Source organism: Arthrobacter sp. P2b (assembly GCF_900168295.1).
Classification (GTDB): Bacteria; Actinomycetota; Actinomycetes; order Actinomycetales; family Micrococcaceae; genus Arthrobacter.
Genome location: NZ_FVZL01000014.1, coordinates 45,346 through 59,406 on the forward strand (window position 1 = coordinate 45,346; position 14,061 = coordinate 59,406).

Sequence of the window (14,061 nt, forward strand, 5' to 3'; positions counted from 1 at the left end):
TCAGACCGCTTGTTGCCGCCCCGTAAATTCTTTGGACTTATCCGCGGCGCACCTCTTTTCTGGAAGCTACCGGCCGGTATTCTTTGTGATGACCGGCACATTTGGGGGAAGGCGCCGGCCATAAAACCAAAACCAGCAGCATCACCGGAACCGGGCTACGGGGGCTCCAGGCCGGTGGGCGGCACGTTCCGCTGGGGAACGTCCCACCGAATGCACGCTCTATCCACCCTGCGTTCATTCAGCGCTGTTGTGATGTGCCGGAAACCACTTGACCAGGAGCAGGGTCCGGGGCCACTTGTCCGTCGGTACAACCCGGACACACTCCATCGGGTCCCCCACCGGGACACCCTTATGAAAGTAAGAGCGGATGCATCAAACACCTTGGAAACTAGCGCTGGGAACAGCCCTGTCCGCGGGGCTCATCGCAGCTCCCCTGGCAGTTGTCCCGGCGGCCGCGGAGGTCTCAGCCGCGGCAGGCAGCTCGCCTGTTGTGATCAACGAGGCCTACCTCAGCGGCGGCAGCAGCGGCGCCGCGTACAAGAACAAATTCGTGGAGCTCTACAACACTTCTGACGTTGCGGTACCCCTGGACGGCTGGTCGTTGCAGTACCGCTCAGCCACCGGAACTGCCGCACCAACCAGTGTGGCCCCGCTGTCCGGATCCATCCCCGCCAAGGGCCACTACCTGGTGCAGGGCGGAAGCAACGGGACCACCGGCGCCGACTTGCCGGCCGCCGACCTCGTGACGGGCGCCCTCAACGTCAGCGGCAGCGGAGGTACCCTCGTCCTCGCAAAGCAGCCAACCGCCGTCGGACTTTCCACCGGTTCGCAGGTGGAGCCCGCCGGTGTGGCCGACCTCCTCGGCTATGGCACGTCCAACACCTACGAGACCCTGGCAGCCGCCGCCCCCGCGGGCAACAGTGACGTCAAGAGCCTCAACAGGACCGGCGGAGCGGACACCAACAGCAACACTGCAGACTTCACACTCAGCGCCGCCATCACCCCCACTCCCTCCGGCGGAACTGCCCCCGACCCCGGTCCCACGCCCCAACCGACCCCCGATCCGGTCATCAAGGCCATCGCCGACATCCAGGGAACCGGTGCCGGAAGCCCGCTGGTGGGCGCCACTGTCACCACCACCGGCAAAGTTACTGCGGCGTTCCCCACCGGCGGGCTGAACGGCTACTACATCCAGACGGCCGGCACCGGCGGAGACCTTCCGGCCACCACCCATGCCGCATCGGACGGCATCTTCGTCTACTCCCCCGCCACCGTGGCCTCCGTCCGGATTGGTGACTACGTGCAGGTGACCGGCACGGTGGCCGAGTACTACGGGATGACGCAGCTCAATGTCACCGCCGCCGCAGGGCTGGCCATGCTGACCGAAGCTGCCCCTGAAGTGAAGCCGACCATTTTCACGTTGCCGGCCAACGAGACGTTCCGGGAATCCCTCGAAGGAATGCTCCTGGCACCCCAGGGGCCATTGACCGTCACCGACAACTACAGCCTCAACCAGTACGGCGAGATCGGCCTGGCAGGAGGCACCACTCCCCTGGTCCAGCCCACCGCGGTGGCGCCGATCGGCACGCCGGAGCATGCCGCCGTCGTGGCCGAAAACGCCGCCCGCGGCATCAAGCTCGATGACGGCTCCAGCACCAACTTCCTGCGGGACGCAGCTACCAAGGCAACGGTCCTGCCGTATCTGACCACGGAAGACCCCGTCCGCGTGGGTTCCCCCGCGACGTTCACCACCAACGTGGTCCTGGGCTACGCCAACAACGCCTGGAAGCTCCAGCCGCTGACGCACCTGACCGGCACCAACAAGGCCACCGTCCAGCCGGCGGGCTTCGGTGCCACCCGGACGGACGCCCCGGCTGCGGTGGGCGGCAATGTGAAGATTGCTTCCTTCAACGTGCTCAACTTTTTCCCCACCACGGGCGACGTCCTGGCCGGATGCACGTTCTACGAGGACCGTGACGGCAACCCGATCACGGTCAGTGGCGGCTGCGACGCCCGCGGGGCAGCCAACGCCGAGAACTTCCAGCGGCAGCAGGACAAGATTGTGTCCGCCATTACCAAGGCGGGCGCAGTTGTCGTCACCCTGATGGAAATCGAAAACTCAGCACAGTTCGGCAAGAACCGCGACGATGCCCTGTCCAAGCTCGTGGACGCCCTGAACACCGCTACCCCCGGCATCTGGGACTACGTTCGCTCCCCCGCCAACGCACCCCCGCTCAGCGACGAGGACATGATCCGTACCGCCTTCATCTACAAGAAGGCCGTGGCCGAACCGGTGGGCGAATCGATCATCCACAATGACACGGTTGCCTTCGCAAGTGCCCGCAAACCGTTGGCCCAGGTGTTCAAGCCCGTGGGCGGCGGCGCCGGCACCCAATTCATCGCCATCGCCAACCACTTCAAGTCCAAGGGATCGGCTGCAACCCCGGACGACACGGACAAGGGGCAGGGCGCCTCAAACCTGGCCCGTACCGCCCAGGCCAGGTCACTGCTGGATTTCGCCACCTCCCTGCAGTCCGCCAAGGGCACGGACAAGGTGTTCCTGATCGGCGACTTCAACGCGTATGGCAAGGAAGACCCCATCAACGTCTTCACATCCGCGGGATACGTCAACCAGGACGACAAGGCGCGCAACGCCGACGGTTCTGCCAAGCATTCCTACCTTTTCGGCGGGATGGTCGGCTCCCTCGACCACATCCTGGCCTCCCCTGCCGCCAATGCCGTGGTCACGGGTGCGGACATCTGGAACATCAACTCCGTGGAGTCCGTGGCGCTGGAGTACAGCCGCCACAACAACAACGTCACCAACTACTACGCGCCGGACCAGTTCCGGGCCAGCGACCATGATCCGGTGGTGGTGGGCCTGAACCTGACTTCTGCGCCTGCCGCGGTGGATCTGAATTTCCTGGGCATCAACGACTTCCACGGCCGGATCGATATCAATACGGTCCAGTTCGCAGGAACCATCGAAAAGCTCCGCGCGGCTGCAGCCCCGGGTGCCACAGCGTTCCTTTCGGCCGGTGACAACATCGGTGCCTCGCTGTTTGCCTCCGCTGTCGCCAAGGACCAGCCCACCATCGACGTGCTCAACGCCCTGGAGCTGCGGGCATCCGCCGTGGGCAACCACGAGTTCGACGGCGGCTGGGCGGACCTGCGGGACCGCGTCATCGCCGGTGGCAGCAACGCGAAGTTCCCCTATCTGGGAGCCAACGTGTACCGAAAGGGCACCACGGAGCCCGTGCTGCCGGAGTTCACGGTGCTGGAACTGAACGGCATCAAAGTGGCGGTAATCGGCACCGTCACCCAGGAGGTCCCCACGCTGGTGACCCCCGCCGGCGTCGCCGACCTCGAGTTCGGTGACCCCGTGGACGCCATCAACCGCGCGGCCGCCAGGATCACGGCGGAAAACCTTGCCGACGTGATCATTGTGGAAAACCACGACGGCGCCGGCTCGGGAGTTGTGGAAGGTGCCACACTGGAGGAGGAAGTCGCTGCCGGCGGCCCCTTCGCCAAACTGGTCACCGAAACATCCGCCGACGTGGACGCCATCTTCACCGGCCACACGCACAAGGAATACGCGTGGGATGCCCCTGTTCCGGGCACTGAAGGCAAGACACGCCCCATCGTGCAGACCGGCAACTACGGCGAGAACGTGGGGCAGATCCAGCTCACCGTCGACACCGCCACCAAGCAGGTCACCGCGTACAAGGCCGGCAACGTCAAGCGCACCAGCGACGCCGCTGCCGACCTCATTGCCGCCTACCCGCGGGTTGCCGCCGTGGACACGATCGTCCAAAAGGCCCTGGCTGACGCCGCGGTCATCGGCAACCAGCCCGTAGGCACCGTCACTGCGGACATCACCACCGCTTTCACCACGGACGCCACCGGCGCAGCCAAGCGCGACGACCGCGCCAGCGAATCCACGCTGGGCAACCTGGTGGCCGACTCCCTGCTGGATTCGCTGAAGCCAACCGAGCTGGGTGGTGCGGAAATCGGCGTGGTCAACCCGGGCGGGCTGCGAAACGAGCTCTATTACGCACCTGACGGCACCATCACCTACGCCGAAGCCAACGCGGTGCTTCCGTTCGTCAATAACCTGTGGACCACGTCGTTGACGGGAGCCCAGCTCAAGACGTTGCTGGAGCAGCAATGGCAGACCAACGCGGACGGCACGGTTCCCAGCCGCGCCTACCTCCAGTTGGGCTTGTCCAAGAACGTGAACTACACCTACGACGCGGCCCGCGCGGCGGGTGACCGCATCACGTCGGTTCGTGTCAACGGAGAGCTGCTGGATCCGGCGAAGTCCTACCGGGTGGGCACGTTCAGCTTCCTTGCAACCGGCGGTGACAACTTCCGGATCTTTACGGAGGGCACCAACACCCGTGACTCAGGACTGGTGGACCGGGACGCCTGGATCGGCTACCTGCAAAAGACCAGTCCCGTTTCACCGGACTTCGCCCGGCGTTCAGTGGCCGTCACCAACACGACCCCCGGCGAGGTCAAGCCCGGTGAGGCTGTGACGCTCACGGTCTCCAAGCTGGACCTGACGTCGCTCGGCAGCCCGGTCAACACCGCGTTGTCGGCCGTGTTCACCGACTCGGCAGGTACTGTCACGCAGCTGGGCACGGTGCCCGTCACTGGGGGTACTGCCGACGTCAGCCTCGCGGTTCCCGCAGGAGCGGCCGCCGGCCCTGCCACGCTTGTGCTTACGGCAGCCGAATCCGGCACGGCGGTTACCGTGGACGTGCAGGTGGCTGCAGGCGCCAGCGTCCCGCCAGTCTGCACGGCGCCCGAAAAGCCCACCAGGTGGTACGACGTCCTGGGCTGGATCCGCTACGGAATCGCCTGGCTGCAGTACCAGGCCTGCCTCCGCGGCTAATGGCTGACGGCTGATGCCGGGCTTCCGCCCGGCATCAGCCACCCCGTAAACCGACCCTCTCTCACATATTGCAGGTTTTCGCCCAACGCTCTTTCACTCCGGTGAGAGAGCGTTGGCCGTTAAGGCGCCAACGCTGATAGAGCGTTGGGGGTTTGGCTGCAGGACGTGAGAGAGCGTCCGGGTGGTACGTCAGGAACCCAGGATGGCGGCGGCGATCTCGTCGGCGTCCCGGAGTGTCCGCTGGCCGCTGCGGTACACCGGGCCGCCGGGCTGGACCGCTTCGGCGGCAATGGCAGTCCCCCACTGGGTGGAGGACAGCTGCAAACCCAGCACGTACAGGCCCTCGGTGACGGACCCGTTCGCCGCGACCGGGCGGTACGGGTGCGGCACCACGTCCAGGCCCGTGGACTGCACCGGCGCGCCTTCCGCCGTCATCATTAGCCGGGGCCGGACCGCGCCGTCGGCCAGGAGCTGCTCCAGCAGCGGAGAATCGTTGGCCGAGACCCTGTTGCCGGGCGCGAGCGCCTCCACCATCGTGGCGGCCGACACAGGGGCCCCACCCACCCACGGCGAGGACGCGGTGAACATACGGTTCCGGCGGTCGACACCGAACTTTGGGTCCGGGCCCACAAAGCTGACAACTCCGGCACGGGCCAGGGCCGCCAACTGCTCCGAGCGCAGGGCCGGCGGCCCGCTGGCCAGGCCTTCCACGAAGGACTCGAACCAGCCACGCAGGCCGGCCACCCACGATTCATCGGTGATGCCGCCGTCGGCCACTGCCGTTTTGAGGACAGCCCGTCCGTGATGGAGAGCGCCGATGGCCATCTTGACGGGATCGTCCTCCCCCAGGGCGGAACGGCGGGCATCGTCCAGCAGGTACTCCACCACCGCGGCATCAAGTTCTGTACGCGAGGCAAAAGTACGCCCTGCCAGCGGCGCCGCGAGTCCGGGGAGGTCCAGCCGGTGCCGGGGCCCCACGTGGATGGCGAGCACGCTCTCCACGCTGTCCTCCCAGTTGGCCGCACTGTGGGCGTGGGGATGCAGCGCCTCGTCCAGGGCAGCAAGGAAGGCGGCGGTATCCGGGACGGCGCCGGGCTGCGAGCGCACCAGGGTGGAGTAGTAGGCCCAGAGGGTGTCGCGGTGCAGCAGGGGCCACAGATCGTGGTCGAACCCGGGCCGGATGCCGGCCTTGCGGAAGCGCTCCAGCGCCGCTTCCGTGAAGTACCGGAGGGTCACTGAGCGCGGGTAGTAGCCTTTCAGCGCTGCCTTGGCACGGTACGGGGTTCCGCGCCGGGACGCGGCGATGATGAGCGGCTCCTGGCCGGACGGTTCATACTCCAGCCGTCCGCCGCTGGTGACGAACTTTCCGCCGCGGCCCTCGGTGAGCTGCACCATGGTGTCGAAGAAGTTCAGGCCCATGCCGCGGACCAGGACCGGTTCGCCCGCCGGGATCTGTGACCAGTCCACGTCGGCCGGCACGGCCGGCGGCAGATACCGCAGGCCCAGTTGCCCGGCGGAGGCCTGGAGTTCCCGCTGTTCCGGGTTCAGCCGGGACGGGATGTGGCCAAGCGCCAGGACCACTGAATGGGCGAAGAGGGTAGCGCCGGTGGCCAGGCCGACGTCGAACGTGCCGTCCCCTGAGGGGCGCACCGACAGGGCGGTCGCTTCGTGGAAGTCGATAGTGACGCCGTCGGGCGCCTTGTCCAGCAGATCCGCCAGGGTGCAGCGAAGGTACCTGCCATACAGGGCGCGGCTGGGAAAATCGTTGGCACCCAGCACGGCAAGTTCGGCCCGCTCGTCCGCTGTCAGGAACGGGAGCGGGTGGTGCTGCTGCCGGGCACGCCACTGCTCAAAGGTGGTGCCGGCCACCGGCGCCGGAAGTGACGGGTCCTCCGGAATCAGCGTGGGGTAGAAAGACTGGGTGTTCATCAGGAACAGCCGCGACTGCTCCGGCTGCCAGACGTGCCCGGAGCCGGCCGGGTAGGGGTCGATGACGTCGATGTGGAGCCGGATGGCCCCGCCCGTTGTCCCGGGTGCGTTCAACGCGGCGGTGTTGTGTGCGGCGGCGTGGGCGAGCAGGCGTTCCAGTACGCTGGTGCCGCGCGGTCCGGCACCAATGATGGCTGTCCGGATGCTCTGCGTTATTTCCACGGCATCCAGAGTACGGGCTGTGAACCAAGTCTGCGCCGAACGCTTGACTTGCCAGCCCCCGGGGATGTTGTTTGGATGGGGCGCATGACCACCACTGCAGCTGATTCAGCGTCCGTCCCAGGTTCCGGCCAGGCCACCCCCGGCAGCACGCCTGCGGCCATCGCACCCGAGCCTACGGATGAGAATGTCTGGCTCGAAGACATCTACGGCGAAGAGCAGCTTGCCTGGGTCAAGGAGCAGAACTCCCGCACCGAGGACCTGCTCGAGGACGCCGACTACGTGGAACTGGAGGGCAGGATCCTCGAGGTCCTGGACTCCACGGACCGCATCGCCATGGTGGGCAAGCGCGGGGACTGGTACTACAACTTCTGGAAGGACCAGCAGAACCCCAAGGGCCTGTGGCGCCGCACCACGTGGGAGAGCTACTGCACGGACTCACCCGAGTGGGACATCCTGCTGGACGTGGACGCCCTGGCCGCCGCCGAAGGCGAGGAGTGGGTGTTCCACGGCGCAACGTTCCTCCGGCCCGCTCCCGGCGAGCCATACCGGCTGGCCCTGCTGGCGCTCTCCCCCGACGGCGGCGACGCCAACCGCTACCGCGAATACGACGTCGAGGCACGTAGCTTCGTGGACCCGGCCCGCGGCGGCTTTGACCTGCCGACGGCGAAGGGCAACGTGTCCTGGCTCGACGCGGATACGCTGCTGGTCGCCTCCACCGCCGACGGGCTCCCCAAGACTGCCTCTTCCTACGCCCGTACCGCGGTGACCCTCAAGCGCGGCGCCGGACTGCCCGCCGCGCCCCGGCTCTTCGAGGTCCCCGAGGACCACATGATGGCGGTGGTGGCGCACGATTCCACCCCCGGCTTCGAACGCACCTTTGCCGTGGACTACATCGACTTCTTCAACCGCACCAACCTGGTGCTGCGGGACGGGGAGTGGGTGGCGATTGATGTCCCCACCGATGTCAATGTCAGCGCCCACCGGGAATGGCTGCTGTTCCGCCCGCAGCAGGACTGGGTCCTGGACGGAACCACCTACCCCGCCGGATCGCTGCTGGCCGCCAACTTCCAGGACTACCTGGCCGGCGCCCGGGACGTCCTGGTCCTGTTCACCCCGGATGCCAGCACCTCGCTGCAGTCCTGGAGCTGGACCCGGAACTTCCTGCTGCTCAACCTCCTCCAGGACGTCTCGTCGCAGATCAGGGTCCTTGATCCGTCCCGCCCGGCTGAGCGGACCGGCAGCCAGAGCGGAACCGAAGGCGCCTGGGCATCCACTCCCCTGGACGCCTGCCCGCCGCTGCACGACGTCAACGCCTACGCCGTGGACGACGAGGACGAGGCTGCGGCCGACGGCGGTGCGGGCGACGACTTCTGGCTCGTCGCCACCGGGTTCACCACCCCCAGCACGCTGATGCGGGGCACGCTGGAACGCAACCACGGCGACGCCGGAACGCCCGGCGTGGTGAGCCGTCATGCGACCGTGAAGACGTCGCCGTCGTTCTTCACCGACGGCGACTACGAAGTACAGCAGCACTTCGCCGTCTCCGACGACGGCACACGCGTCCCGTATTTCCAGGTCGCCGCGCGGAACCTGCCGCTCGACGGCCAGAACCCCACACAGCTTTCCGGATACGGTGGGTTTGAGATCTCCCGTACGCCCTCCTACAGCGGCACCGTGGGCAGGGCCTGGCTGGAGCGCAGGACCACCGGCCTGCCGGGCGACGACGGCCAGACCCCGCACTCCCGCGGCGGCGTTTACGTGGTGGCCAACATCCGCGGCGGCGGCGAATACGGCCCGGCCTGGCACCGGGCAGCCCTGCAGGAGAACAGGCACAAGGCGTTCCAGGACTTTGCCGCCGTGGCCCGCGATCTCATCTCGCGCGGCGTCACGTCACGGGAACGGCTCGGCTGCGTGGGCGGCTCCAACGGCGGACTGCTGGTGGGAAACATGCTCACCCAGTACCCGGAACTCTTCGGCGCCGTTTCGTGCGGCGTTCCCCTGCTGGATATGCGCCGCTACACCAAGCTATCTGCCGGCCACTCCTGGATCGCGGAATACGGTGACCCCGACGTGCCGGAGCAGTGGGAGTACATCAAGACGTTCTCTCCCTACCACCTGCTCAAGGACGGGGTGGAGTATCCGGAAACGTTCATCTGGACGGCGACGTCGGATGACAGGGTGGGCCCCGTCCAGGCCCGCAAGATGGCTGCCCGGATGCTGGCCATGGGCATTCCCAACGTGTGGTTCCACGAAGCCCTGGAGGGTGGCCACGCCGGTGCGTCCGACAACCGGCAGGCCGCCGCGCTCCAGGCCCGCAGCCAGCATTTCCTGTGGAAGGCGCTGGCGGGCGGGACCTCGTGACCCCGGAGTTGTCGGTACGGCAGGCCGTGGCAGGTGACGTGGAACGACTGGCGGAGGTGCACCTGCGCTGCTGGCAGGAAACCTACTGGGGCATGCTGTCCGACGCGCACCTCGCAGCAGCGGACCCTGCCGACAGAGCGGCTATGTGGCGGGCGTTGCTGGACCGGCCGGAACCGGTCCAGGCATGGGTGGCGTGCGACGGCGGCACGATCGTCGGGTTCTCCGGCGTCCGGCATATGCCGGCTGACGATCCCTGGCACGAGTCGCCGCCCCCGTCTTCCGGGGACCTTGAGTTGTGGGGGCTGTACCTGTTGGCCTCGCACCAGGGCCTCGGCCTGGGGCGGCGGCTGCTGGAGGCCGGCCTGGGCACCGCGGCCGCGTCACTCTGGGTGGCCGCGGACAACGGCAACGCCATCGCTTTCTACCGCAGGTTCGGCTTTGAACCTGACGGGGCGGAGGACGTGATTCCCAGCTGGGAGAACCTCCGGGAGATCCGGATGGTCCGCCCGGCACAGCCCGCCTCCTGATGTTGCCCGCGTCCTGCCGCCATCTCCTGCCACCGGCGGACAGCCGTTTTGCACTGCATGCCCCGATCTGCGTATCCTTGGTGGGCTAGGAATAGCAATTGGAGACGTGCCAGAGCGGCCGAATGGACTTCACTGCTAATGAAGGGTCGGGGTTAAACTCGACCGGGGGTTCAAATCCCCCCGTCTCCGCGTTTGGCCCCGGTCCCCGGACCGGGGCCTTTTGCGTTCCCGGTGGACTTGCGCGGCCTCATTTCCTGGGCTTGTTCGCAGATCAGAGCCGTCTGAATTCGGATTCGCGAACACGCTTCTGATCCAGCGGTGTTTCTGATAGATGCCCCTCGGGTGGCACGATAATCGGATGGCAGCAAGCGCACCGGACAACGGACCCGACGGTATCCGCCATGCGTGGAGCCCCCGCCTGGCCCTCCTGGTGGCGGCAACGTTCTTTATGGAGTTCCTGGACGGCACGGTCCTCACCACCGCCATCCCCAACATTTCCGCCGATTTCCGGGTCCCCGCGGCCGACGTGAACATCACCATGACGGCCTACCTGCTGACCGTGGCCGTGGGCATTCCGATCAGCGGCTGGCTGGCGGAACGGTTCGGAGCCCGGCGGATCTTCTGCCTGGCCATCGCCGTCTTTACCGTGGCCTCGCTGGCCTGCTCGCTGAGCCAGGACCTGGCCACGCTGACCCTGAGCCGCATAGCCCAGGGGGCAGGCGGCGCAATGATGGTTCCGGTGGGAACGCTGCTGGTCCTCCGCGGCACACCTAAATCCGAACTGCTCCGCGCCACTGCCTTCCTGGTGTGGCCGGGGCTCCTGGCACCGGTCCTGGCACCCTTGGTGGGCGGCGCACTGACCACTTACCTGTCCTGGCACTGGATCTTCCTGATCAACCTTCCCCTTGGCCTTGCCGCCTTCCTTGCCGCGTTGAGGCTGGTGCCCAGGTCAGCAGGGGACCCGGGCCGCCGGCTCGACTGGCCCGGCCTGTTCCTCACCACCGTGGGCGTCGGCGCCCTGGTGGTAGGCCTGGAACTGGCGAGCGCCCACCCGAACACGCCCTGGGCCGGGATCAGCGCAGCATCCGGTGCCGCGTCGCTTGCCGCCGCCGTGCTGTGGATGCGCCGTACCCGGAATCCGTTGTTCAACCTGGACGTGTTCCGCACCCGGACCTTCCGGGCCATGGCGACGGGCGGGTTCGTCTACCGGCTCACCATCAGTTCGGTCCCATTCCTGCTTCCGCTGATGTTCCAGGCAGGATTCGGCTGGTCCCCCATCCACGCCGGCATCATGGTGGCGGCAGTCTTCATCGGCAACATCGGCATCAAGCCGGCCACCACGCCGCTGATCCGGCGCTTCGGCTTCAAGGCCATGCTGGTGTTCGCGTCGCTGGCGTCGGCCGCAACCTTCGCCGCCTGTGCCCTGCTGACGCCTGAGACTCCCCAGGCCGTGATGTTCGCCCTGCTCGTCTGCAGCGGAGCCTTCCGGTCCATCGGCTTCTCGGCCTACGCCTCCGTGCAGTACGCGGACATCGTGCCGGCCCAGCTGACGTCCGCGAACACCGTCTCCGCCACGCTCGTTCAACTGGCCACGGGGGCGGGCATAGCGGTGGGTGCCCTGCTGATCCGGATCTTCGACGGGCTGGCCGCATTTCCGCAGGACCCTGCGGGGCCATTCCGCGGGGCGTTCCTGGTGATGGCCGCCCTGATGCTCGCCAGCACCGTCGACAGCCTGTTCCTGCCGCGGCATGCGGGCGCTGAGGTCAGCCGGCCTGGAGTGAACAATCCTGTGCCCATCGGTCCAGAGGTCAGCCGGCCTGGGCCAGGACCAGCGGAAGAACAGCTCCCGCCCCGGCCTGCCGAAGAGCGCGGCCCGCGACCGTAAGTGTCCACCGGCTGTCCGCCAGGTCATCAATAAGCATCACGCTTTGCCCCTGGATACCGCCCATCGCCGCTGCAAGCTCCGGCCCAACCACCAGGCGGTCCCAGACCCCGGCCAGCCGGTAGGCGCTGTTGCCGCCCCGGCCTCCGGTGGGGCCGCCGTGCGCACGCTGCAGCTCGCCAAGGTAGGGAATACGGCCGATCTCAGAGATCCCCCTGGCAAGGGATCCGACCAGCTGCGGCTTGCTCCGGGACGGGACGCTGATAATGGCAGCGGGCCTCCCGGCCCCGCTCCAGCCCGGCGTGCGTGAATCACCGGCACCCCATTCCCGCAGGACCTGAACACATGCCTGCAGCATGCCCGGGTCCACGGGCCGGTCCTCGGCGCCGGCAGCAAAAAGCTCACGCAAGGCACCGCCCCACCCCAGATCGGTGAGCCTGGCGAGGACACGCCCTTCTGCAAGGCCTTCACCGGGTTTGAGCTTGCCCTTGACCGGGACACCCAGGCGGTCCATCCCGCTGGGCCACTGCAGCCGTACTTCCAGCACACCACCCGCCCTGCTGAGGGTCTGGTTCGCCGCGGCCGTGGCATCGGCCGCCACCTCTGCCGGGAACCATCGCCCGGCGCAGTTGTCGCACCGCCCGCAGGGGTGTGCCGTTTCGTCGTCCAGGACCGAGGTGATGTACTCCATCCGGCAGCCGGCCGTGTCCTGGTAGATGATCATGGAGTCCTGCTCGTCTACGCGGGCCTCGGCAATCCTCTGGTACCGCTCCGCGTCGTAGACCCACGGCTGCCCGGTGGACCGCCAGCCGCCGCCGACGCGTTCCACGGCACCGTCCACCGACAGGGCCTTCAGCAGCAGCTCGAGGGGGGTGCGGCGGAGGTCCACCCGCGCTTCCAGCGCCACCGTGGAGAGCGCCGTACCGGCCTCGGCCAGTGCAGTCAGGACAGCCGCCGCCTTGTCCTCCGAGGGCATGGAGGCGGTGGCGAAGTACTGCCAGATTTCGCGGTCCTCGGAGCCGGGCAGCAGCAGGACGTCGGCGTTGGCGGCGCCACGTCCGGCGCGGCCCACCTGCTGGTAGTAGGCCACCGGCGAGGACGGTGCGCCGAGGTGCACCACGAAACCAAGGTCCGGTTTATCGAATCCCATCCCGAGGGCAGAGGTGGCAACCAGTGCTTTGACCTGGTTGTCCTTCAGCAGCTGTTCGGCGCGTTCCCTGTCCGCGGGGTCGGTGCGGCCGGTGTAGGCAAGGACTTCGTGGCCCGCTTCGGCCAGGAGCCTGGCAGTATCTTCCGCCGCGGAAACCGTCAGGGTGTAGATGATGCCGCTGCCGGGGAGGTCGGACAGGTGCGTCAGGAGCCAGCCCAGGCGCTGCTTGGAGTCGGGCAGCGTCAGGACGCCCAGCCGCAGCGAATCGCGGCCCAGGGCGCCGCGGATGGTGAGGACCCCCGCTCCGAGCTGTTCCTCGATGTCGTGCACCACCCGCGAATTCGCGGTTGCCGTGGTGGCCAGCACCGGGACCGACTCCGGCAGCCGGGTGATGAGATCAGCGATCCTGCGGTAGTCCGGGCGGAAGTCATGGCCCCAGTCGGAGATGCAGTGGGCTTCGTCGATGACCAGCAGGCCGGTCCGCCGGATCAGTTCGGGCAGCTGGTTTTCACGGAAGGAGGGATTGGTGAGCCGCTCAGGGGAGACCAGCAGGACGTCCACCTCGTCTGCGGCCAGCTGCTCCCGGACGGTGTCCCATTCGAGCTGGTTGGCGGAGTTGATGGCCACCGCGCGCACCCCGGCCCTGGCTGCGGCGGCCACCTGGTCGCGCATCAGGGCAAGCAGGGGCGAGACGATCAGGGTGGGACCGGCACCCCGGCGCCGCAGGAGCAGGGACGCGACGAAGTACACGGCCGACTTTCCCCAGCCGGTGCGCTGGACCACCAAAGCCCGCCGGCCGCCGTCCACCAGCGCCTCAATGGCTTCATACTGCCCCTCGTGGAAACCGGCTTCGGGGTGTCCCACCAGCTCCCGGAGGACCTCCAGCGCCTGGTGGTGCGTTCCGGAAGCGGAAGAAGCGGAGCCGGAAAGGGCGGCATCGGCAACGGCAACTGTTGAAGGGGGCGTGTCAGAGAGCGTGGCGTGCTGGTTATCGACCATTGATTCAGTATCCCAGCCGGCTCCGACACCCGGCACCTCGGCAGCACGCATGTGGACAGCCGGGAGCAGTCCCAACCGTCATATTCTGCAGCCC

The 14,061-nt window shown here is 67.4% G+C and carries 6 protein-coding genes and 1 tRNA gene; 5 read left to right on the forward strand and 2 right to left on the reverse strand.

Annotated features, from left to right (window positions below; genetic code table 11):
* Window positions 1-367 precede the first annotated feature (367 nt).
* Window positions 368-4,897: an ExeM/NucH family extracellular endonuclease gene (locus tag B5520_RS17215; RefSeq protein ID WP_079598298.1), complete on the forward strand. Its 4,530-nt coding sequence runs from the start codon at window positions 368-370 to the stop codon at window positions 4,895-4,897.
* A 189-nt stretch (window positions 4,898-5,086) separates the two neighbouring features.
* Here B5520_RS17215 and B5520_RS17220 read toward each other — a convergent pair whose 3' ends face one another.
* The gene (locus tag B5520_RS17220) at window positions 5,087-7,048 is read right to left on the reverse strand and encodes an FAD/NAD(P)-binding protein (protein WP_079598299.1); all 1,962 of its coding nucleotides are present in this window, start codon (window positions 7,046-7,048) and stop codon (window positions 5,087-5,089) included.
* 84 nt (window positions 7,049-7,132) lie between these two features.
* On the opposite strand from B5520_RS17220, the gene B5520_RS17225 reads away from it, so the two are divergent.
* From B5520_RS17225 to B5520_RS17240, 4 genes are all read left to right on the forward strand, one after another.
* Window positions 7,133-9,409 carry a prolyl oligopeptidase family serine peptidase gene (locus tag B5520_RS17225; protein ID WP_079598300.1) on the forward strand — a complete coding sequence of 759 codons (2,277 nt, stop codon included), beginning with the start codon at window positions 7,133-7,135 and terminating at the stop codon, window positions 9,407-9,409.
* On the forward strand, window positions 9,406-9,936 hold the full coding sequence (locus B5520_RS17230) for a GNAT family N-acetyltransferase (RefSeq protein ID WP_254865619.1): 531 nt from the start codon (window positions 9,406-9,408) through the stop codon (window positions 9,934-9,936). Before B5520_RS17225 ends, B5520_RS17230 begins: the two co-directional genes overlap by 4 nt.
* Window positions 9,937-10,036: 100 nt before the next feature.
* Window positions 10,037-10,125 (forward strand) — tRNA-Ser (locus B5520_RS17235).
* A gap of 169 nt (window positions 10,126-10,294) precedes the next feature.
* Window positions 10,295-11,821: an MFS transporter gene (locus tag B5520_RS17240; protein ID WP_079598301.1), complete on the forward strand. Its 1,527-nt coding sequence runs from the start codon at window positions 10,295-10,297 to the stop codon at window positions 11,819-11,821.
* Here the strand turns inward: B5520_RS17240 and B5520_RS17245 are convergent.
* Entirely contained in the window at window positions 11,745-13,967 is a 2,223-nt protein-coding gene (locus B5520_RS17245; RefSeq protein WP_079598342.1) for a RecQ family ATP-dependent DNA helicase, read from the reverse strand. The genes B5520_RS17240 and B5520_RS17245 overlap by 77 nt on opposite strands.
* Window positions 13,968-14,061: the final 94 nt, after the last annotated feature.